The 19,645-nt window shown below is 73.7% G+C and carries 17 protein-coding genes; 7 read left to right on the top strand and 10 right to left on the bottom strand.

The window, feature by feature from the left end; translation table 11 throughout:
• Positions 1–101: 101 nt before the first annotated feature.
• Genes IE219_RS32200 through IE219_RS03020 form a run of 3 tightly spaced genes read right to left on the bottom strand, consistent with a single transcriptional unit; the run spans position 102 to position 3,125 of the window.
• Complete coding sequence (locus IE219_RS32200) at positions 102–2,267, bottom strand: DUF4132 domain-containing protein (RefSeq protein WP_189974870.1); 2,166 nt, start codon at positions 2,265–2,267, stop codon at positions 102–104.
• Positions 2,267–2,563 (bottom strand): hypothetical protein, encoded by a 297-nt coding sequence (locus IE219_RS03025; RefSeq protein ID WP_189974869.1) that lies wholly within the window; start codon positions 2,561–2,563, stop codon positions 2,267–2,269. The genes IE219_RS32200 and IE219_RS03025 overlap by 1 nt, the downstream gene beginning before the upstream one ends.
• A gap of 10 nt (positions 2,564–2,573) precedes the next feature.
• Positions 2,574–3,125 (bottom strand): MarR family winged helix-turn-helix transcriptional regulator, encoded by a 552-nt coding sequence (locus IE219_RS03020; RefSeq protein ID WP_189974868.1) that lies wholly within the window; start codon positions 3,123–3,125, stop codon positions 2,574–2,576.
• A 206-nt stretch (positions 3,126–3,331) separates the two neighbouring features.
• Here IE219_RS03020 and IE219_RS32195 point away from each other — a divergent pair, with 206 nt between their 5' ends.
• The gene (locus tag IE219_RS32195) at positions 3,332–5,851 is read left to right on the top strand and encodes a DUF4132 domain-containing protein (protein WP_189974867.1); all 2,520 of its coding nucleotides are present in this window, start codon (positions 3,332–3,334) and stop codon (positions 5,849–5,851) included.
• Here IE219_RS32195 and IE219_RS03010 read toward each other — a convergent pair.
• Positions 5,823–6,620, bottom strand: coding sequence for an alpha/beta fold hydrolase (locus IE219_RS03010; protein WP_189974866.1), 798 nt, complete (start codon positions 6,618–6,620; stop codon positions 5,823–5,825). The two genes, IE219_RS32195 and IE219_RS03010, sit on opposite strands and share 29 nt — an antisense overlap.
• A gap of 125 nt (positions 6,621–6,745) precedes the next feature.
• Between IE219_RS03010 and IE219_RS03005 the strand changes: the two genes are divergently transcribed.
• Genes IE219_RS03005 through IE219_RS02995 form a run of 3 tightly spaced genes read left to right on the top strand, consistent with a single transcriptional unit; the run spans position 6,746 to position 8,504 of the window.
• Positions 6,746–7,189, top strand: a complete 444-nt coding sequence (locus tag IE219_RS03005; protein ID WP_189974865.1) for a hypothetical protein — start codon at positions 6,746–6,748, stop codon at positions 7,187–7,189.
• 15 nt (positions 7,190–7,204) lie between these two features.
• The gene (locus IE219_RS03000; protein ID WP_189974988.1) at positions 7,205–7,705 is read left to right on the top strand and encodes a thiol-disulfide oxidoreductase DCC family protein; all 501 of its coding nucleotides are present in this window, start codon (positions 7,205–7,207) and stop codon (positions 7,703–7,705) included.
• Between the two features lie 10 nt (positions 7,706–7,715).
• The gene (locus IE219_RS02995) at positions 7,716–8,504 is read left to right on the top strand and encodes a TetR/AcrR family transcriptional regulator (protein ID WP_373298745.1); all 789 of its coding nucleotides are present in this window, start codon (positions 7,716–7,718) and stop codon (positions 8,502–8,504) included.
• 66 nt (positions 8,505–8,570) lie between these two features.
• On the opposite strand, the gene IE219_RS02990 is transcribed toward IE219_RS02995, so the two are convergent.
• Both IE219_RS02990 and IE219_RS02985 read right to left on the bottom strand, forming a co-directional pair.
• Positions 8,571–10,124 (bottom strand): ABC transporter substrate-binding protein, encoded by a 1,554-nt coding sequence (locus IE219_RS02990; protein ID WP_189974864.1) that lies wholly within the window; start codon positions 10,122–10,124, stop codon positions 8,571–8,573.
• A 195-nt stretch (positions 10,125–10,319) separates the two neighbouring features.
• A complete protein-coding gene (locus tag IE219_RS02985) occupies positions 10,320–11,624 on the bottom strand; it encodes a metallophosphoesterase (protein WP_189974863.1) in 1,305 nt (434 codons plus the stop codon).
• Between the two features lie 83 nt (positions 11,625–11,707).
• On the opposite strand from IE219_RS02985, the gene IE219_RS02980 reads away from it, so the two are divergent.
• Positions 11,708–11,950, top strand: coding sequence for an SCO4848 family membrane protein (locus tag IE219_RS02980; RefSeq protein WP_189974862.1), 243 nt, complete (start codon positions 11,708–11,710; stop codon positions 11,948–11,950).
• A 21-nt stretch (positions 11,951–11,971) separates the two neighbouring features.
• On the opposite strand, the gene IE219_RS02975 is transcribed toward IE219_RS02980, so the two are convergent.
• A complete protein-coding gene (locus tag IE219_RS02975) occupies positions 11,972–13,912 on the bottom strand; it encodes a serine/threonine-protein kinase (protein WP_229849547.1) in 1,941 nt (646 codons plus the stop codon).
• Positions 13,913–14,107: 195 nt separating this feature from the next.
• Between IE219_RS02975 and IE219_RS02970 the strand changes: the two genes are divergently transcribed.
• Positions 14,108–15,463 (top strand): D-alanyl-D-alanine carboxypeptidase family protein, encoded by a 1,356-nt coding sequence (locus IE219_RS02970; protein ID WP_189974861.1) that lies wholly within the window; start codon positions 14,108–14,110, stop codon positions 15,461–15,463.
• Here the strand turns inward: IE219_RS02970 and IE219_RS02965 are convergent.
• The 3 genes from IE219_RS02965 to trpS form a co-directional block, all read right to left on the bottom strand.
• On the bottom strand, positions 15,432–16,379 hold the full coding sequence (locus IE219_RS02965; RefSeq protein ID WP_189974985.1) for a YihY/virulence factor BrkB family protein: 948 nt from the start codon (positions 16,377–16,379) through the stop codon (positions 15,432–15,434). The genes IE219_RS02970 and IE219_RS02965 overlap by 32 nt on opposite strands.
• Positions 16,380–16,430: 51 nt before the next feature.
• Complete coding sequence (locus IE219_RS02960) at positions 16,431–17,012, bottom strand: 2'-5' RNA ligase family protein (protein WP_189974860.1); 582 nt, start codon at positions 17,010–17,012, stop codon at positions 16,431–16,433.
• Between the two features lie 102 nt (positions 17,013–17,114).
• The gene (gene trpS / locus IE219_RS02955; protein WP_189974859.1) at positions 17,115–18,131 is read right to left on the bottom strand and encodes a tryptophan--tRNA ligase; all 1,017 of its coding nucleotides are present in this window, start codon (positions 18,129–18,131) and stop codon (positions 17,115–17,117) included.
• 328 nt (positions 18,132–18,459) lie between these two features.
• Here trpS and rocD point away from each other — a divergent pair, with 328 nt between their 5' ends.
• Positions 18,460–19,644 carry an ornithine--oxo-acid transaminase gene (gene rocD, locus IE219_RS02950; protein ID WP_189974984.1) on the top strand — a complete coding sequence of 395 codons (1,185 nt, stop codon included), beginning with the start codon at positions 18,460–18,462 and terminating at the stop codon, positions 19,642–19,644.
• Position 19,645: the final 1 nt, after the last annotated feature.

The raw sequence follows: 19,645 nt of genomic DNA, 5'->3' as shown, positions 1-19,645 counted from the left end.
CCCCCGCGGTACCCCGGAAGTGCCCCGGAAGGCCCCGTCTCCCCCTCGGAAGGCGGGGCCTTCCGCCGTCACCGCCCACGCCCATGCCAGTGCCGGGCGGGTCAGTGGAGCTGGCTGGTGATGGTGGGGTCGGTGATGGCGGCGTCCCCGGCGAGCAGCGCCGCCTTGCTGAGGACGACGGCGAGCATGCCGTCGCCCTCGTAGGGCAGTCCGGCCGGGTGGACCGCCGCCGACCGCCGCGGGACGACGCACAGGTAGCGGTCGTACGGCTCGATCAGCACGTTCCCCGAGCCCAGGTGGATGCGGTACGTGTGGAGGTCGCCGCGCACCCGCAGGAAGCGGCCGTCGATCGCGCAGCGGTCGCCGATCGCCAGCCGGGGGACGAGCCGGGCGAGCAGGTCGCGGCGGGTCTCGGCGGTGCGCGACAGCTCGCCGAAGCCGTACGCCCGCCAGTAGTCGCGGTGCCGGCCGCCGGGGCCGCCGTCCTGCCAGGTCGGGTCGTTGCCGACGCTGGTGACGCCGACGAAGAGGTCCACGTCCCGCAGCACCTCGGAGAGCACCCGCTCGGGGACCTCCTCCAGCGGGACCGGCGCGGAGCGGGTGGTGTAGGCGCCGCCGCAGGCGTGGTTCCAGTTGTGCGGGTCGCCGATCCGGTGGAAGCGGACCTGGTCGGTGGTGACGTGGGTGTAGCCGCCCGAGCCGGTGAGGTCGCCGTCCTGGTCGCCGCCGGAGCTCTCCACCCAGAACTCGGCGCGCAGCCCCCACGGGGCCAGCTCGCGGTGGAGCGGCGGGCAGGAGTCGTCGACGCCGAGCCGCAGCTTCGCCGTCCAGCCGCGCTGCGCGGCCAGCGCGTTGAGCTGGTACTGCCGCAGGATGTGGCCGGCGAAGCGGTTCGAGTAGACGCGGGTGGTGCGCTCGGCGTCGGTGAGCGGGTACGTCTCGCGGTGGGCCTGCTTGAACGGCTGGGTGACGCCGCGCCGTTCAAGCAGCGCGCGGCAGGCGGCGACCTCCTCGGCGGGGCGGCCGAGCGGATGCCACAGGGTGACGGCCGCGTCCGGCCGGGCGCACACCGGGTCGCCGTCGAGGGTGGTCCCGCCGAGCATCGGGGTCTCCCCCTCCAGCAGCCAGAACAGGCGCCCGGCGAGGGTACCGAGCAGCGGGTGGTCGAGCAGCCGGGCGCGCCAGTCGGCGTGGGTCCAGGTGCGGTCGGCGAGGAACTGCCGGTCCAGGCGGTCGCCGTGGGCGCTGAGCGCCTTCTCCACGTCCCTGGCGGACGCCTTGATCTCCTTGAGGGCGTCGGCGTGGTCGCGGCGGACCTCGGCGGGGACGGTGGCGACCTGCCGGCCCTTGGCGTTGGTCCAGACGAGCCGGGTGCGGGTGCCGTGGACCTCCAGGAGGCCCCGGGCGCCGCCGAGGCTGATCTCGCGGCGGCCGGTCCCGGTCAGCCCGTGGGCGGGGACGGCCATCTCCTCGATCTCCGCGCGGCCGACGCCCCGCTCGGCGGCCTGCGCGTCGAGGGCGGCGGTGATCTGCTTGAGGGTGCCCTTGTAGGTCACCCTGGCGGCGAGCCGGGCGAGTTCGCCGAGGGCGGCCCCGTGGTCGGTGCGGGCGAGGGCGAGGACGGCCGCGTTGGCCACCTTGGGGCTGTGCGGTCCGAGGCCGGGGACCCGGCGCAGGGACGTCTCCACGAGGGCACCGAGGGCCCGTACGGAGGCGGGGTCGGGCGGCAGGACGGAGAGCAGCCAGGCGAGTCCCTTGAGCGCGTCGGCGTTGTGCACGTCGTAGCCGCGGTCGCCGGCGGACTCGCCCGGACGGGCGCGCAGCGGGAGGGTGCGGGGCCGGCCGGCGAGGGCGAGCCAGCGGACCGCCGCGTCCCGTACCGCCGCCGGCTCCGGCCCGCACAGGGCGAGCGCCGCCCTGCTCCAGGCGGCGGTGGGGCGGCTGCCGGTGGCGGTGAGCAGGTGGGCCAGGAGGCCGGGCGGGGCGTCGGCCATGGCCGCGTCGGCCATGGCCGCGTCGGCCCAGGGCTCGCCCGGGTTGAGGACGGGTTCGGTGACCTCGCGCAGGAGCTTGGCGAGGGCCTGGTCGGTGAAGTAGCCGAGGCGGACGGTGCGGCGCATGGTGGCGAGGAAGGGGCCGGGGACGGTGCCGCCGGCGGCGCGCTCGTCACGGGCCAGGCGGACCATCTCGTAGGTGTTGAAATGGGTGGCCTCGCCGCCCAGTTCCGCCATGCGGGCGCGGCGCTTCTCGTCCGCCCGCCGCCCCATCAGCCACCCACCAGGGGAACGAGCTTGAGGAAGACGACCTCGGTGGCCGGGCCGACCGTCACCGTCTCGTCCGGGTCCTCTATCTGGCGGTCGCCGACGAGGACCAGGAAGCCGTTTCGCGCGAAGGCGGCGAGGGCCTGGGCGAGGGCGTCCTCGTAGCCCTCGGGGCCGGTCTCCAGGGCGACCCGGCGGGCGATCAGCTCGCGCAGCGGCAGGCGCTCCTCGGGGACGGTGAGGGGCACGGAGGCGGTCCGGGCGCCCATGGTCGTCTCGTCGACGAAGGTGACTGTTCCCATGGGCCCGAGGTTAGGACCCGCCTCCGACAGTGGGGGGCGGGGTCTCGGCGGCGAGCAGGACGCGGCGCAGGAGGCCGTCGAGGACGGCGCGTTCGGCGGGGGTGAGGACGCCGAGGAGGCGCTCCTCCTCGCGGGTGAGGACCTCCATGGTGCCGCGCCAGGTGGCGCGGCCGGTGTCGGTGAGGACGGCGTCGAGGCGGCGGGGCTCGGCGGCGGCGGGGAGGCGGGCGAGGAGGCCGCGCTCCTCCAGGGCGTCGAGGCGGGCCGTGACGGAGACCGGGGGCAGGCCGAGTTCGGCGGCGAGGACGGAGGGGGCGGCGGCGCCGCCGTGTCCGGCGAGCCGGTGCAGGGTGTCGAACTCGTGGCGTTCCAGGCCGAAGTCGGCGAGGGCGCGCTCGCGGACGTGGCGCAGGTGCACGGAGAGGCGCTTCATGCGGGTGACGGCGCCCTCGACGACGGGGTCGAGGCCGGGGAGCGCGGGGAGCAGCCGGGCCACGTGGTCGTCGGTCCAGTCGCGCGGTCCGGTCGGCGGGAGGGCTCCGGTCGGTTCCTGGGCGTCCATGGGGGGATGGTACGTGCGGGACGCGGGGTTTCCGGGGGTGGTGGGCGGGCGTGGCGGGGCGCGTAGGGCGGGGTGGCCGGGACGCGTACGGCCGGGCGGGCGGCGGGCCTCGCGGCGGGCGGCCGGGCGCGTACGGCGGGGCGGCCGGGGGCGTCGTCGGCGGGCGGCCGGGGGTGTTGTCGGTGGTGGGTTCTACCGTGGGCGGCATGGTGGGGATCACGGGCCCGGTGAGCGGGCTGGACGACGCGTGGGGCCGGGAGCTGGGCGGCGACGAGGGGGCCCTGGTGCGGTTCCTGGAGACGCTGGACGGGGCGGGGCTGCGGTCGGCCGCGCTGACGCTGCACCGGCGCGCGGCGGACAAGGAGCGGCGCCTCGCGGCGGCGCGGGGGCTGGCGTTCGTGGAGGCGCGGGAGCCGGACTGGACGCGGGAGGAGTCCGATCTGCTGCTGGCCCGGACGATCGGCCCGGGGGCGGAGTACGACTCGTACGGGCTGCGGGAGGGCTTCTCCCTGGTGGTGCCGGTCGTGGTCGCGGCGGCTGAACGGGTGGCGGGGTACGACCGGGCGCGGCTGCGGGCGCTGCGGAAGGTCGCGGTGGACTACCGGTGGTCCGTGGGGGGCCGGTACGAGGAGCTGCGGGACCGGATCGACGTACTGCTGCGGCGGGCGGAGCCGGTGGCGGACGGGGAGCTGCCCCGGCACGTGCTGGACGGTCTGGACGAGTACGGCCCGGCGATGCGGGCGGCGCACGGGGAGCTGCTGGCGGGGGCGGGGGTCGCCGCGTTCCTGGCGCACTGCGCGCTGATGGACCGGCCGAGGGCCACGCGCGCGTGGCGGACGCGGGCGGCACACCTGCTGGCGGCGGCGGAGCGGGGCCCCGACGTGGTGGCGGCGCTGCTCGTGGGGATCGCGGCGCAGCCCTCGCACCGGGTCTTTGAGCTGAACCTCTTCGGGACGGGGCTGCGGTCGCTGGCCGGGGAGTCCAACACGCTGCTGGTGCGGGGCCTGGTGTGGGCGGCGGTGGGGCTCCCGGAGGAGTGGGCGGTGCCGCTGGTGGGGTCGGTGGCGCTGCACGCGGGGACGGGGCTCGGCGGGTCCGGGGGGATGTGCCGGAGCCAGTCGATCGCGTCGGCGGCGGTGGCGGCGCTCGGGGAGTGCCCGGCGGAGCGGGCGGAGGCGGCCGTGGCGGAGCTGGGGAGGCTGCCGCGCAAGGTCGTCAACCGGACGGTGGTGAAGAACATCGCGAAGGCCCGGGAGGCGGTGTCGGCGCGGGCGGGGGTGACGGCGTCGATGCTGCGGGAGCGGGCGGTGCCGGTGCTCGGCCTGGACGGGCGCGGGGTGCGGGAGATCACCGTGGGGGCGTGGACGGCGGAGCTGTCGGTGCGGGAGCCGGGGGCGGCGGCGCTGTCCTTCCGGGGGCCGGAGGGCCGGGTGGTGAAGACGGCCCCGAAGGCGCTGCGGGAGGGGCGCGCGCAGGAGGTGAAGGCGGTGCGGGCGGCGCTGCGGGGGGTGTCGGCGCTGCTGTCGGAGGAGCGGTCCCGGCTGGAGGAGCACCTGGCGGCGGGGACGACGTGGCCGGCGGCGGACTGGCTGCGGTACTACGCGGACCATCCGGTGACGGGGGCGGTGGCGCGGGCCCTGGTGTGGGAGGCCGGGGACGGCGCGGGGACGTGGGCGGCGGGGCTGCCGGAGCGGGTGGCCGGGGGCTGGGCGCTGGCGGACGCGGACGGCACGGCGCGGCCGGTGGCGGCGGGCGACCGGGTGCGGCTGTGGCATCCGCTGCGGGCCGGGGACGAGGACGTGGCCCGGTGGCGGGCGGCGCTGCTGGACCGGGAGGCGCGGCAGCCGTTCCGGCAGGTGTTCCGGGAGGTGTACCCGCTGACGCCGGCGGAGCGGGAGACGGGGTCGTACTCGAACCGGTTCGCCGGGCACGTGCTGCGGTACGGGCAGGCGCGGGCGCTGATGACGGGGCGGGGCTGGGCGGGGCGGCACCTGGGGTACTTCTCCGACGGGTACGCGGCGGAGATGGTGAAGGAGCTGCCGGTGCCGGGCGAGCGGCCGGCGGCGGAGGGGTGGCGGTGGCGGGCCCGGTTCTTCGTGGAGCTGGTCGAGGAGGGTCCCGGGGAGGCGGCGGGGCCGGGGGCGGACGGGGCGGCGCGGCTGTGCGCGACGGACCAGGTGCGGTTCGAGCGGCGGGCGGGGTCGGCCGGGCCTCGGGCGTGGGAGGAGGTGCCGCTGGCGGAGGTGGAGCCGCTGGTGCTGTCGGAGGCGCTGCGGGACGTGGACCTGTTCGTGGGGGTGGCGTCGGTCGGGGCGGATCCGGAGTGGCGGGACCGGGGCGCGGACCGGGCGTTCGGCGACTACTGGCGGGAGTGGGGCTTCGGTGAGCTGTCGGAGTCGGCGCGGGTGCGGCGGGAGGCGCTGGCGCGGCTGCTGCCCCGGACCCGGATCGCGGACCGGGTGGAGCTGACGGACCGGTTCCTGCGGGTGCGGGGGGAGCTGGGCGCGTACCGGATCCATCTGGGGTCGGGGAACGTGCTGCGGGAGCCGTCGGACGCGTACCTGTGCGTGGTGGTGGACCGGTCGCGGGCGGCGGGGAAGGTGTTCCTGCCGTTCGAGGAGGACGGGGGGATGCTGTCGGTGATCCTGTCGAAGGCGTTCCTGCTGGCGGCGGACGACCGGATCACCGACGCGTCGATCACCGCCCAGCTGCGGCGGGGGCGGTGACCCCGGCGAGTGCGGCGAGGTGGTCGGTGAGGAGGCGCAGGGTCTCCTCGGGGCGCTCCAGCGCGGGCAGGTGACCGGCCCAGTCGAGGGTGAGGCGGCGGGCGGCGGGGAGGAGGGCGGCGGTCTTCTCGCCGATGGCGCGGAAGTCGGGGAGGTCGTGGGCGCCGGTGACGACGAGGGCGGGGGCGGTGATCGCCGCCAGGTCCCGCTCGGTGACGCCCGAGGGCTGGGGTTCGAACTCCTCCGGGGCGGCGAGCTGGAGTTCGAAGGCGCGGCGCTGCATGGCGTGGACGAGGGCGCGGGTGTCGTCGTCGGCGTCGGGGCCGAGCCAGAGCGCGGCGTTGAGGGCGCTGGCGGCGTCGAGGTCGCCGGCCTCGACGAGGGCGTCCTCCCGCTCGCAGAAGGCGCGGAGTTCGGGTCCGGCCTCGTGCTCGACGGGGGCGGCGGCGCAGAGCAGGACGAGGGCCTCGGTCCGGTCGGGGTGGCGGACGGCGTGCTCCAGGGCGACCTCGCCGCCGAAGGAGGAGCCGACGAGGACGGCGCGCTCGACGCCGAGGTGGTCGAGGAGGTCGCGGACGTCGTCGGCGTGGAGGTGCGGGGCGTCGACGGGGCTGTCGCCGAAGCCGCGGAGGTCGCAGCGGACGACGTGGTGGCCGGCGTCGGCGAGGGCCTGGAACTGCCCGTCCCACATCCGGCGGTCGCAGACCCCGGAGTGCAGCAGGACGACGGTGCGGGGGCCGGTGCCGGCCGTGTCGTGAGAGAGCGTCATCCGCGTGACTCTAGACGCCCCTGACCTCCTCGGCCACAGCTTTCTCCCCCCGGGTTGAACACGTTCAAGAAGGGGTCTACAGTCATGCCTGCCAGCATTTGAACGCGTTCAAGGGAGCGTGGGGCATGGACCTCACTGTCGTCGCGTACATCGTCTACCTGCTGATCGCCGTGGGCCTGACCGTCTGGGTCGCCCGCACCCTCAGCCGCAACGGCAGGATCTTCCTCGCCGACGTGCTGCACGGGAACGAGAAGCTGGCGGACGCCGTCAACCACCTGCTCGTGGTCGGCTTCTACCTCGTCAACTTCGGCTTCGTCGCGCTCTACCTGAGCCGGGACTCGGCCGTCCGCGACGCCCGGGAGCTCTTCGAGGCCCTCTCGGTCAAGCTCGGCGTGGTCCTCCTCGTCCTCGGCGTGATGCACCTCGGGAACGTCTACGTCCTCAACAAGATCCGCCGCCGGGGCGCCATGGAGCGCGAGCAGGTCCCGCCGGTCGCCCCGCAGGGCTGGACCGCGCCCCCGAAGAACGGCCCCTGGGCCCCGCCGGCCCCGGCCGGCCCCCAGGTCTGACGGGCCGTGACCGGCATGGACCCGGACCCCGCCACCGCCCCGAGCGGCACCGCCGGCCCGTACGGCACCGCCGGTCCGGAGACCGCCACCGCCCCGGAGGGCGTCACGCGCCGGGGCACCCCCGTCGGGCGGCTCACCGTCCTGTACGACGCCGACTGCCCGCTCTGCGTGCACCTGCGGCACTGGCTGCTGCGGCAGCGGCAGCTCGTCCCGCTCGACCTCGTCCCGGCCGGCTCCCAGCGGGCCCGCCGGCTCCTCCCCGCCCTCGACCACGGCGCCACCCTGCGGGAGATCACCGTGGTCGGGGACCGGGGGCAGGTCTACCGGGGCGCCGCCGCCTGGACGGTCTGCCTGTGGGCGCTGGCCGCGCACCGGCACCAGGCCCACCGGCTCGCCACCCCCGCCGGTCAGCTCGTCGCCCGCGCGGCCGTCCTCGCCGCCGCCCGGTGGCGCGAGGCCCTCAAGGCGGACGGCTGCGCGGACGGGCACTGCGAGGTGCCGGGTCCGCCCGGATAGGCTCGGTCCCGTGAAGGACGCTCAGGAAGAGAAGCAGGAAGAGAAGCGGGACGGGGAGCCGGACGGGAAGCCCGACGGCAGGAAGGCCCCCAAGAGCGCGCAGACGCGGACGCTCATCCTGGAGACCGCCCTCCGGCTCTTCCGCGAGCGGGGGTACGACAAGACCACGATGCGGGCCATCGCCCAGGAGGCCGGGGTCTCGGTCGGGAACGCGTACTACTACTTCGCGTCCAAGGAGCACCTGGTCCAGGGCTTCTACGACCGGATCGCGGAGGAGCACCAGGCCGCGGTGGAACCGGTCCTGGAGGGCGGCGAGAAGGAGCTGGTGGACCGCATCCGGGGGGTGCTGCTCGCCTGGCTGGACATCGCGGAGCCGTACCACGAGTTCGCGGCCCAGTTCTTCAAGAACGCCGCCGACCCGGACAGCCCGCTCTCGCCGTTCTCCCCGGAGTCCGAGGGGCCGCGCGAGGCGGCGATCGAGGTGCACCGGCGGGTGATCTCCGGGGCCTCGGTGAAGATCGACCCGGAGCTGTCGGAGGCGCTGCCGCGCCTGCTGTGGCTCCAGCAGATGGGCCTGGTGCTGTTCTGGGTGTACGACCGCTCCGAGGGCGCCGAGAACAGCCGGCGGCTGGTGGAGCGGCTGTCGCCGGTGACCGCGCGGGCGATCTCGCTGTCGCGGTTCCGGATCCTGCGCCCGCTGGTGAAGGAGACCCACGAGCTCCTGTCGGACTTCATGCCGACGGCGGCGGGGATGGCCGCCTCGGGCCGCCCCCGGCGGAGCGGCGCGAAGAAGGACTGACGGCGGAAGGGCCCTGCCCGGCCCCCTTCGAGAGGGGGCCGGGCAGGGCCCTTTCCGTGTCCGGACCTAGATCCAGTTCAGTTCCCACAGGCGCCAGACGCCGGTGCCGTCGGAGAGGTACTGCGAGCCGCCGACGGACTCGGTGGACAGCACGTAGTCCTTCTTCTGCCAGAGCGGGAGGAGCGGCACGTCCTTCGCGATCTCCTCCTGGATGGCCTTGAAGTCGCGGACCGCGCGGGCCCGCTCGCTGTACTGCTGGGTCTCCGTGATGAGCCGGTCGACGACCTTGCTGGAGTAGTTGTTGGCGAGGCTGTTCCCGGTGCCGACGAGCGGGCCCGTGAAGTTGTCCGAGTCCGGGAAGTCGGGGACCCAGCCGACGGTGTAGACGTCGTAGGCGCCGCTGGTGTAGCCCTTCTGGAGGCTCGGCCAGTCGGCCTCGACCAGGTTGACCTTGAAGAGGCCGGTCTTCTCCAGCTGCTTCTTGATCTCCTCGGTCTCCGCCTTGTACGTGGGGCCCTGGCGGTAGCCGAAGGTGAAGGCGACCGGCGTCTCGACGTCGGCGTCCTTCAGGATCTTCTTGGCCTTCGCGGCGTCGGGCGCCGGGTAGCGGTCGTAGAACGAGGTGCTGTGCCCGAGGAAGCCCTGCGGGATCAGGGAGTACAGCGGCTCGACGGTGCCCTTGTAGATGTTGGTGGTGATCTCGGGGCGGTCGAGGACGGCGGCGACCGCGCGCCGGACGGCGGCGTCCGACATCACCGAGCCGGAGCGGGTGTTGAAGTTGATGTTGCGGACCTCGGCGCTCTCGGCCTCGGTCAGGCGGACGCTGCCGTCGGCGGTCATGCCCTGGACGAAGGCCGGCGGGAGGTCGCGGTGGGCGACCTGGACCTGGCCGGACTTCCACGCCTCGGCCAGGTCGTCCGACTGCTTGTAGTACTTGATCAGGACCGGGCCGCCGACCTTGGTGAGGGCACCGTGGTAGTTCGGGTTCGGCTCCAGGCGGGCGGACTCGCCGGGCTTGTACTCCTTGAGGAGGTACGGCCCGGAGGCGTCGACACCGTTGTCCGTGCGCAGCTTGTCGGACGGGTAGCGCTCGCGGTCCACGATCGAACCGGCGCCGGTGGCCAGCTTGAGCGGGAAGGTCGCGTCGCGGCCGGAGAGGTTGAAGGTGACGGTGAGGCCGTCCGCCGTGACGCTCTTCAGCGTCGGGAAGAGCGGCGCGGGACCGACCTCGGCCTTGATCTTCAGGATGCGGTCGAAGGAGTACTTGACGTCCTCGGCCGTGATCTTGCGCCCGTTGGAGAAGACCAGGTCGCCGCGGAGGGTGCAGCGGTACGTCGTGAGCTGGTCGCTCACGAACTTGCACTCCTCGGCGGCGTCCGGGGTCGGCGTGGTGAAGCCCGGCTTGAAGCTCATCAGCGACTGGTAGATGTTGCTGTAGATCGCCCAGGAGCCCGCGTCGTACGCGCCGGCCGGGTCCAGCGAGCTGACCACGTCGGTCGTGCCCACCGGGATCGCGTCGGTACGGCCCTCGTCGGAGGGAAGGAGTTGCCAGCCCCCCACCCCCGCGGCCACCAGTACTCCACAAGTGATGAGGATCCGGAGTCGGACCGTCGACCGCATTGCCGTGCTTCCTTTTTTCGTGCAAGTACCCCTGACACGGCGCCCCCCGGACCGCCGCTGTGGCGTCAGCCAATCACACGGGTTTCACATGGGGAAGAGGAAATCTTCACACCGCATGTATATGTCCGTGAAATGCGAATTTAAGTCGATGAGCGGCGCGTATCGACCCCGGCGCGGTGAGTGACAATCTCCGATTTACGCCTGTTTCGAGGCGAGTTGGACGATCGTGATGTCGGAGGGCGCGCCGACCCGGACCGGGGGTCCCCAGGCGCCCGCGCCCCGGGAGACGTACAGCTGGGTGTCGCCGTACCGCTCCAGTCCCGCGACCGTCGGATTGGCGAGCTCCGCGATGAGGTTGCCCGGCCAGAGCTGGCCGCCGTGGGTGTGGCCGGAGAGCTGGAGGTCCACGCCGTGGCGGACGGCGTCGTCGATGACGACCGGCTGGTGCGCGAGGAGGACGGCGGCGCGGGACCGGTCGCGGTCGCCGAGCGCGCGGACGAAGTCGGGGCCCCTGCCCTCCCGCTCCCCCGCCACGTCGTCCACGCCGGCCAGGTCGAACCCGGCGGCGATCTCCAGGCGCTCGTTGCGCAGCGGGCGCAGGCCCAGCTCGCGGACGTGCTCGACCCACGGCTCGGCGCCGGAGATGTACTCGTGGTTGCCGGTCACGAAGAAGGAGCCGTGCCGGGCCCGGAGCCCGGCGAGCGGCTCGGCGGCCGGACCGAGGTCCTCGACGGTGCCGTCGACGAGGTCGCCGACCACCGCGATCAGGTCGGGCTGGGTGGAGTTGATCGTGTCCACGATGCGCTGCGCGTGCGCGCGGCCGAGGGTCGGCCCGAGGTGGATGTCGGAGACGACCGCGATCCGGTAGCCGTGGGCGGCCCGGGGCAGCTTGGCCAGCGGCACGGTGACCCGCTTCACCTTCGGCCCGCGCAGCACCCCGTACGCGCCGGTGGCGACGGTCCCGGCGGCGACGGCGACGGCCGCGCCGCCGACGGCCCGCGACACGAACAGCCGCCGCGAGACGGCCGCGGCGGGCGCGGGCGCGGCCTCCGGCTCCGGCGCGGGCTCCTCCGTCTTCTCCGTCTTCTCCGGTACGGGTACGGGGGCGGGGGCCGGGGCCTCCATGACGGTCACCGCCGCCGGGGCGGAGGCGGCGGCGTCCCGGCGGGCCAGCCAGGCCCGCAGCGGCGGCCGCACGGCCTCCCCCACCAACAGCGCGAGCACCAGGTACAGGAGCGTCGCCAGCCACAGGAAGCCGGGCCAGGCCACGGCCTGCTGCGCGACGAAGGGCAGCCCGGCCCGCCCGCCGACGAGGGCGAGGACGGAGAGCAGCGGCAGCGCGATCACCACGGTGGTGCCGAGGCGCCGGGCCGGGCCGCCGGACACGGTGACGTCCCGCACCAGGCGGCGCCACACGTACCAGTGGACCGCGCCGAGCAGCGCGAGGGCCACGACCAGGAAGGGCAGGAAGGCGAGCACGCCCGGTACCTCTCTTTTCATGTGCGGGGAGGCCCCCGTACGGAGCGGGGCGGAGGCGGTCCGATACTGGCAGGACCCGACCGACCGCCGTGAAGGACCTCCCCGTGAAACTCAGCCGCCCCGTCTCCTGGTTCCTGCTCGCCTTCGGCATCTGGTCGTGGGTGATCTGGATCACCTTCGCGAAGAACCTCTGGAAGGACGGCAGCGGGCTCGCCTTCGACGACGCGGGGGACCCGACCGCCTACTTCTGGGTCCACCTCGCCCTGGCCGTCACGTCCTTCCTCCTCGGAAACGCGATCGGCCTCATCGGCCTGCGGGGCGTCCGGGCGGCCCGGCGGGAGCGCTGACGCGGCGGCCGCGCCGGGAATTCAGCAGGCGGTCACCTTCGGCGGCGCCCATTCCGACTTCATCGTCTCCTTCAGGTTGTCGTCGTACGCCTTCTGCCATTCGTCCCCGCCGAGGACGGCTTTCAGCGCCTCGCACGTCTTCTCCCGGAGCACCGCGTCGTCACTGGCGACGTCGATGCCCCACCTCTCGTAGCCGTCGAGATTGTCCAGGGACAGGTACCTGTCCTTGTTCTCCTTCTTGGCGAGGAAACCCTTCAGGATCACGTCGTCGGTGGCGACGGCGTAGATCTGGTTGTCCTTCTCAAGATCCTCAAGGCATTTCTGGTAGCTCGTCCTCGTCGTCACCCGGACCTTCTTCTCGGCGAGTATGTCCACATACACCGACCCTGCGGCGGTGCACACCTGCTTGTTCTCCGCCCGGAGGCTTTCGAGGTCGGGGTAGAGCTTGATGTGCTTCTCGCGGATCACGAGGCCGCGGCCGACCTTGTGGTACGGGCCGATCATGGAGACACCGGCCGTCTTCTTCTTCGCATCCATGCTGTGCGTGGCGAGAACGAGATGCACCGCGCCGGTCACGACCTTGCCCTCACGGTTCGCCGAGGTCACGGTCTTGAAGTGAACCTGCTCCTTCTTGTATCCCATCCGCTTCGCCAGGGCTCGCGCGATGTCGGGTTCGAATCCCACGTAATCGTCGTAGCCTCCCCTCCCGTTGCCGATGTCCACGCTGAGGCCCGGCTGGTCCGCCTTCACTCCGAAGGTGATCTCCGGAGGAAGGCCCTTCCCGGGCCCCGTCGGGTTCTTGTCCGCGGGCGGGGTCGTCGGTTTCCCGTCGGCGGCGGGGGCCGTCGGGGTCTTGTCGCGGGACTGGTCCCAGAGGTACCAGCCTCCGCCGCCCAGGAGGGTCAGGCAGAGGGCCGCGGCCAGCAGGGGGCGCCAGGGGGCGGTGCGCGCGGGCGGGGCCGGCGGCGGAGGGTCCGCGGGGGCGGGGGGCGGGGTGGGGGCGGGCGGGACGGCCGGGGCGGTGTCGAGGACGGCGCGGAGCATCTCCTCCGCGCGGGCCGCGTCCGGGCGGCGGGCCGGGTCCCGCTGGAGCAGGGCCTCGATGACGGGCGCCAGGGGGCCCGCGTACCGCATGGGCTCGGGGTCGGACTCGCAGACGGCGACGGCCATCTGGATCGGGGTGGCGGCGTGGAAGGGCGGCCGGCCCTCGACCGCCTGGTAGAGGGTCACGCCGAGCGACCACAGGTCCGCGGCGGGGGCCTGCCCGCCGGGGGTGGAGCGGGCCAGTTCGGGCGCGGTGTACATGGGGGTGCCGACGACCTGGCCCGCGACGGTGAGGTGGTCGGCGCCCTCGAAGGTCGCGATGCCGAAGTCCATCAGCATCGCCTGGCCCTCGGCGTTGAAGAGGATGTTGGCGGGTTTCACGTCCCGGTGGAGGACCTGCGCGGCGTGGGCGGCGCGCAGGCCCCGCAGGACCTGGAGGCCGATGCGGGCGACCTGCGGGACGGGGAGCTGTTCCCGCTCCTGCAGCAGGCTCGCGAGGGAGCCCGCGTCGAAGAGGTCCATGACGATCCAGACCTGGCTGTCGGCCTCGATCACGTCGTGGACGGCGACGACGTTCTGGTGCCGGATCCTCGCCGTGGCCTGGGCCTCGCGGCGGGCCCGTTCGACCAGTTCGGCCTGGAGGCGGGCGTCCACGGCGTCGTCGCGGTAGAGCAGGCCCTTGACCGCGACCTTCCGGTTGAGCCGGAGGTCGAGGGCTTCCCAGACGACGCCCATGCCGCCGCTGCCGATCCGGCGGCTCAGGACGTAGCGGCCGGCGACGACGGCGCCCCGTTCCACGACCGTGTCGGGGACGCGGGCCCCCGCCCCGTCGCTCTCGTGGTGCCTGCCGGACCAGTCGTCGGCGCCGGACGCGCCGGAACCCCCGCCGCCCGTGCCCTCGTTGTCCTCGCTGCGCACGCGGACCCCCCGCCCCTCTTCCGCTCCGTCCGGATCTTTCAGACTAGGCCGTCGGCCGGGCCCCGGGAGGGCTTCTCCGGCCGATGGGAACGAACGCCTGACGGCGGTTCACGGTTCCGCCGTCCTCGCCCCGTCACGGGCGCACGGTACCCCGGGGGGTTCGGACCGTCACCGAATACATGTACGTTCACGTCCGTGTCTGCTTCGAAAAAGATCGCCGGTGCGGTCTCCGCTGCCCTGTTGCTTCCGCTCGTGTTCGCCGCCGGGCCCGCTCTGGCGGACGAGCCCGTGAGACCCGGGGCCACCGGGACGCCGCAGCCGCAGCCCCCGGCGAACATGTCGTCGGTGGGCGGGGCGGCGCTGGGGCTGCCGGGCACGCAGGTGAAGCTGGGCACCGGGGCGCCGGTGCTGCCCAAGGAGCTGTCGGCGCGGTCCTGGATCGTGGCGGACGCGGAGAGCGGCGCCGTCCTGGCCTCGCACAACGCGCACTGGCGGCTGGCGCCCGCGTCGACCCTGAAGATGCTGTTCGCGGACACCCTGATCCCGAAGTTCACCGACCCGAAGCAGACGCACCTGGTGACCGAGGCGGACCTGGCGGGGATGGGCGAGGGGTCGAGCCTGGTCGGCATCAAGGAGAAGCAGAGCTACACCGTCCGGGACCTGTGGCTGGGCGTGTTCCTGCGGTCGGGGAACGACGCCGTGCACGTGCTGACCCAGATGAACCAGGGCCTGGCGAAGACGGTCGCCGAGATGAACGCCCGCGCGGTCGAGCTCCAGGCGCTGGACACGACCGTGAAGACGCCGGACGGCTACGACGCCCCGGGCCAGGTGTCGTCCGCGTACGACCTGACGCTCATCGCCCGCAGCGGCATGCAGAAGGAGGACTTCCGGAAGTACGCGGCGACCGTGCGCACCGCCTTCCCCGGCGAGGCGAAGCCGGGGAAGAAGCGCGAGACGTTCGAGATACAGAACACCAACCGGCTGCTGACCGGCGACTTCGGCCTGGCCCCGTACCAGGGCATCGCCGGGGTGAAGAACGGCAACACGACGCACGCCGGCGCCACCTTCACCGGGGTCGCCGAGCGGAACGGCCGGGTGCTCCTGGTGACCGTGATGAACCCGTCCTCGCAGGAGCAGCACGCCGTCTACAAGGAGGCCGCCCGGCTGCTGGACTGGGGCTTCGCCGCCTCGGGGAAGGTGACGCCGGTCGGCGAACTGGTGCCGCCGACATCGGCGCGGACCGGGGCGAGCGCCCCGGCGGCCACCGGCTCGGCGCCCGCGCCCGCGCCGGGCGAGGAGCACCCGGACGCGGCGCGGCCGGTCGCGGCCGGGAAGAGCGGCGGCGGGGTCGGGATCGCGGCGGCGATCGCGGGCGGGGTCCTCGTCCTGATCGCGGCCGGCGTCTTCCTCGTCAACCGCCGGTGGCCGGCCCGCCGGACGGCGGCGGCCCCCGCTCCGGAGCCGGACACGGACACGGACGCGGCCTCCGACGCGGACGCTGCCCCCGACGCGGACGCGGCTACGGAGCCGGCTCCGGACGCGAAGCCGTAGCACCGGCCGGACCGCCGCCGGTGCCGCCGGTGTCGGCGGCGGCGTCAGCAGCGGCATCGGCGGCGGCGTCCTTCGAGTCGACGGCCGTCCAGGCCGCGCAGAAGAGCAGGAGCTTCGCGGTGAAGTTGATCCACAGCAGCAGGGCCACCGGCACGCCGAAGGCCCCGTACATGGACTTCGCCGCGACCTCCCGCATGTAGCCGCCGAGCAGCAGCTTCAGGAGCTCGAAGCCGGCCGCGCCGAGGAGCCCGGCGACGATCAGGCGGCGGCGCGGCGGATCGACGCCGGGCAGCGGCTTGAGGACGTACAGCAGGATCAGGAAGTCGGCGGCCATCGCCACGAGGACGGCGGCGGCCTGGAGGACGACGCCGCCCGCGCCGTCGCCGGAGAGGCCGATCCGGTCGGCGCTCCAGCCGACGGCCGTCGACCCGAGCCAGGAGGCGGCCAGCGAGCAGAGGGCCACCCCGCCGAGGCCGACGAGGATGACCGCGTCCTTGCCCTTGAGCAGGACCGGGTTCCCCTCGATGTCGTCCAGGCCCCACACGGCGCGCAGGCAGTCCCGCATGGAGCCGATCCAGCCGATGCCGGTGAAGAGGAGCAGCGCGCCGGCGACCAGGCCGACCGTTCCGGCGTTGTCGACGAGACCGCCGATGTTCAGCTGGTCGGAGATGCCGGGGACCTGGTCGGAGAGCTTCTGCTCGATGGTGTCGAGCTGGTCCTCGCTGAGGAGCGCGGCGCCGATCGCGGCGGCGACGGTGATCAGCGGGAAGAGGGCGAGGAAGGAGAGGAAGGTGATGGCGGCGGCCAGCCGGCTCCAGTGGACCTCGTCCAGCCGCTCGTAGGACCGCCAGGCGTGCGTTCTCATCAGCCGGGCGGCCCAGGGGCCGATGACGGGGAGCTTGGTGAGCCAGTCCATGCCGTCGAGCATCCCCCGCGCGGGCGCGGGGGACACGGACCGACACCACGGTCAGGAGGGGACGGGGGTCCCGCCCTGGGACTGCGCGGGCAGCGAGGCGATCGGCCGGCCGCCGCCGAAGGCGTAGTCGTGGAGCTTGCGCCACACCCCGTCGGCGCCCTGCTCGTAGAGCGAGAAGGCGGCGCAGGTCCAGGCCGCCTCGTAGCCGGCGAGCTCCGCGTGGGCCCGGTCCATGGCCTCCTCGGAGATGCCGTGGGCGACGGTGACGTGCGGGTGGTACGGGAACTGGAGCTCGCGCACCAGGGGTCCCGCCGCGTCCCGCAGCCGGGCCTGGAGCCGGTCGCAGCCGGCGACGCCCTCGGCGAGGGTGACGAAGACCACGGGCGAGAGGGGCCGGAAGGTGCCGGTGCCGCTGAGCCTTATCGGGAAGGGCAGCGAGTCGGCGGCGACGCCCGCGAGGTGCGCCTCGATGCCCGGCAGCAGGTCCCGCTCGACCTCGGTCGGCGGGACGAGCGTGACGTGGGTGGGGATGGCGTGAGCGGCAAAATCGCCGAAGCCCGCGCGCCGCTCCTGGAGCAGGCTGCCGTGAGGCTCCGGGACCGCGATCGAAACGCCGAGCGTTACGGTCCCCACGTCGTTCTCCTCCGTCGTCCGTCGAAACGTGTGTGGTGGTGCAGCCGCCAGTGTGCGGCCTGCACCACCCTTTCGGCCAGGGTCCTCGGTCCCGGTGTGGCTCTAGTGCTTCGCGGGGAGGAAGCCGATCTTCTCGTACGTCTGCGCCAGGGTCTCGGCGGCGACGGCCCGCGCCTTCTGGGCGCCCTTGGCCAGGATGGAGTCCAGCGTCTCCGGGTCCCCGAGGTATTCCTCGACGCGGGTCCGGAAGGGAGTGACGAAGTCCACGACGATCTCGGCGAGGTCGGTCTTCAGGGCGCCGTACATCTTGCCCTCGTAACCGGCCACCAGCTCCTCGACGCCCTTCCCGGTGAGGGTGGACATGATCGTGAGGAGGTTGGAGACGCCGGGCTTCTCCTCGGGGTCGAAGCGGATCACCGTGTCGGTGTCGGTGACGGCGCTCTTGACCTTCTTGGCGGTGGCCTTCGGGTCGTCGAGGAGGTTGATGAGGCCCTTCGGCGTGGACGCCGACTTGCTCATCTTGATCGACGGGTCCTGGAGGTCGTAGATCTTGCCCGTCTCCTTGAGGATGTACGGGGCCGGGATCGTGAACGTGTCGCCGAAGCGGCCGTTGAAGCGCTCGGCGAGGTCGCGGGTCAGCTCGATGTGCTGGCGCTGGTCCTCGCCGACCGGGACCTGGTCGGCCTGGTAGAGCAGGATGTCCGCGACCTGGAGGACCGGGTACGTGAAGAGGCCGACGGTGGCGCGGTCGGCGCCCTGCTTGGCCGACTTGTCCTTGAACTGGGTCATGCGGGACGCCTCGCCGAAGCCGGTGAGGCAGTTCATCACCCAGCCGAGCTGCGCGTGCTCGGGCACGTGGCTCTGGACGAAGAGGGTGCAGCGCTCGGGGTCGACACCGGCGGCGAGGAGCTGCGCGATGGCGAGCCGGGTGTTGGCCCGCAGCTCGGCCGGGTCCTGCGGCACGGTGATCGCGTGCAGGTCGACGACCATGTAGAACGCGTCGTGCGACTCCTGGAGGGCGACCCACTGGCGGACGGCGCCGAGGTAGTTGCCGAGGTGGAAGGAGCCCGAGGTGGGCTGGATTCCGGAGAGCACACGGGGACGAGCATCAGAGGCCATGCACATCATTCTCTCAGGTACGGCGACCGCCCCCGGACCGGCCCGGTACGGCGGGGGCGGCGGCGATCCGGCCGGGAGGGGCCCGGCGCGAGGCCGCCGCGCGTGTTCACGCGGTGGCGGGCGCGCCGTCGGCCGGGGTTTCTCCGTCCGGAGTCCGAGCGACGATAAGAAAGGGGCCACAAGACCCCCTGGTCGCACGAATCCCCCGGCCGCCGGGTTCCCCGGCCGCAGGACGAACGGAGATCCCGTGTCGAGTACTCCCGTGTCGCACACCCCCGCGTCGCCCGCTTCCGCGCCGCCCGCCCCCGCGTCGAGGACGCGGGACGAGATCGCGGCGGCGGACGCGCACAGCGCCCACAACTACCACCCCCTGCCCGTCGTGGTCGCCTCCGCCGAGGGCGCCTGGATGACCGACGTGGAGGGGCGCCGCTTCCTGGACCTGCTCGCCGGCTACTCGGCGCTCAACTTCGGCCACGGCAACGCGCGGCTGATCGCGGCGGCGAAGGCGCAGCTCGACCGGGTCACGCTCACCTCGCGGGCCTTCCACCACGACCGCTTCGCGGACTTCTGCGCGCGGCTCGCGGAGCTGTGCGGCAAGGAGATGGTGCTGCCCATGAACACCGGCGCGGAGGCCGTCGAGACGGCCGTGAAGACCGCCCGGAAGTGGGGGTACGAGGTGAAGGGCGTGCCGGACGGGCACGCCAAGATCGTGGTCGCGGCGAACAACTTCCACGGCCGGACCACGACCATCGTGTCGTTCTCCACCGACCACGAGGCCCGCGACCACTACGGGCCGTACACGCCGGGCTTCGAGATCGTGCCGTACGGCGACCTGACCGCGCTGGAGGCGGCCGTCACCGAGAACACGGTGGCGGTGCTGCTGGAGCCGATCCAGGGCGAGGCGGGCGTCCTGGTGCCGCCGGACGGCTACCTGCGCGGGGTGCGGGAGCTGACCGCCCGGCGGAACGTGCTGTTCATGGCCGACGAGATCCAGTCCGGTCTGGGGCGGACCGGGCGGACCTTCGCGTGCGAGCACGAGGACGTGGTGCCCGACGTGTACATCCTGGGGAAGGCGCTCGGCGGCGGGGTGGTGCCGGTGTCGGCGGTGGTCGCCGACGCGGACGTGCTCGGCGTCTTCCGGCCGGGCGAGCACGGCTCCACCTTCGGCGGGAACCCGCTGGCCTGCGCGGTCGCCCTGGAGGTGATCGCGATGCTGAACACCGGGGAGTACCAGAGGCGGGCCGCCGAGCTGGGCGAGCACCTGCACCGGGAGCTGGGGCTGCTGGTCGGCGGCGGGGCGGTCGAGGCGGTGCGCGGGCGGGGCCTGTGGGCGGGCGTGGACGTCGCGCCGTCGCGGGGCACCGGCCGGGAGGTCTCCGAGCGGTTGATGGAGCGGGGCGTGCTGGTGAAGGACACGCACGGGTCGACGATCCGGATCGCGCCGCCGCTGGTGATCTCGAAGGAGGACCTGGACTGGGGCCTGGAGCAGCTGCGGGAGGTGCTGGCGGACTGAC

Origin of the sequence: Streptomyces termitum, from assembly GCF_014650175.1 — a bacterium.
In the GTDB taxonomy this organism is placed as follows: domain Bacteria; phylum Actinomycetota; class Actinomycetes; order Streptomycetales; family Streptomycetaceae; genus Streptomyces; species Streptomyces termitum.
The sequence above is the reverse complement of the archived record's forward strand: the minus strand, read 5'-3'. Positions and strand labels throughout refer to the sequence as shown.

What these genes read in the sequence shown, in the direction of transcription:
- IE219_RS32200 (WP_189974870.1), bottom strand. Translation starts at nt 2,267, where the DNA reads ATGGGGCGGCGGGCGGACGAGAAGCGCCGCGCCCGCATGGCGGAACTG.
- IE219_RS03025 (WP_189974869.1), bottom strand. Translation starts at nt 2,563, where the DNA reads ATGGGAACAGTCACCTTCGTCGACGAGACGACCATGGGCGCCCGGACC.
- IE219_RS03020 (WP_189974868.1), bottom strand. Translation starts at nt 3,125, where the DNA reads ATGGACGCCCAGGAACCGACCGGAGCCCTCCCGCCGACCGGACCGCGC.
- IE219_RS32195 (WP_189974867.1), top strand. Translation starts at nt 3,332, where the DNA reads ATGGTGGGGATCACGGGCCCGGTGAGCGGGCTGGACGACGCGTGGGGC.
- IE219_RS03010 (WP_189974866.1), bottom strand. Translation starts at nt 6,620, where the DNA reads ATGACGCTCTCTCACGACACGGCCGGCACCGGCCCCCGCACCGTCGTC.
- IE219_RS03005 (WP_189974865.1), top strand. Translation starts at nt 6,746, where the DNA reads ATGGACCTCACTGTCGTCGCGTACATCGTCTACCTGCTGATCGCCGTG.
- IE219_RS03000 (WP_189974988.1), top strand. Translation starts at nt 7,205, where the DNA reads ATGGACCCGGACCCCGCCACCGCCCCGAGCGGCACCGCCGGCCCGTAC.
- IE219_RS02990 (WP_189974864.1), bottom strand. Translation starts at nt 10,124, where the DNA reads ATGCGGTCGACGGTCCGACTCCGGATCCTCATCACTTGTGGAGTACTG.
- IE219_RS02985 (WP_189974863.1), bottom strand. Translation starts at nt 11,624, where the DNA reads ATGAAAAGAGAGGTACCGGGCGTGCTCGCCTTCCTGCCCTTCCTGGTC.
- IE219_RS02965 (WP_189974985.1), bottom strand. Translation starts at nt 16,379, where the DNA reads ATGGACTGGCTCACCAAGCTCCCCGTCATCGGCCCCTGGGCCGCCCGG.
- trpS (WP_189974859.1), bottom strand. Translation starts at nt 18,131, where the DNA reads ATGGCCTCTGATGCTCGTCCCCGTGTGCTCTCCGGAATCCAGCCCACC.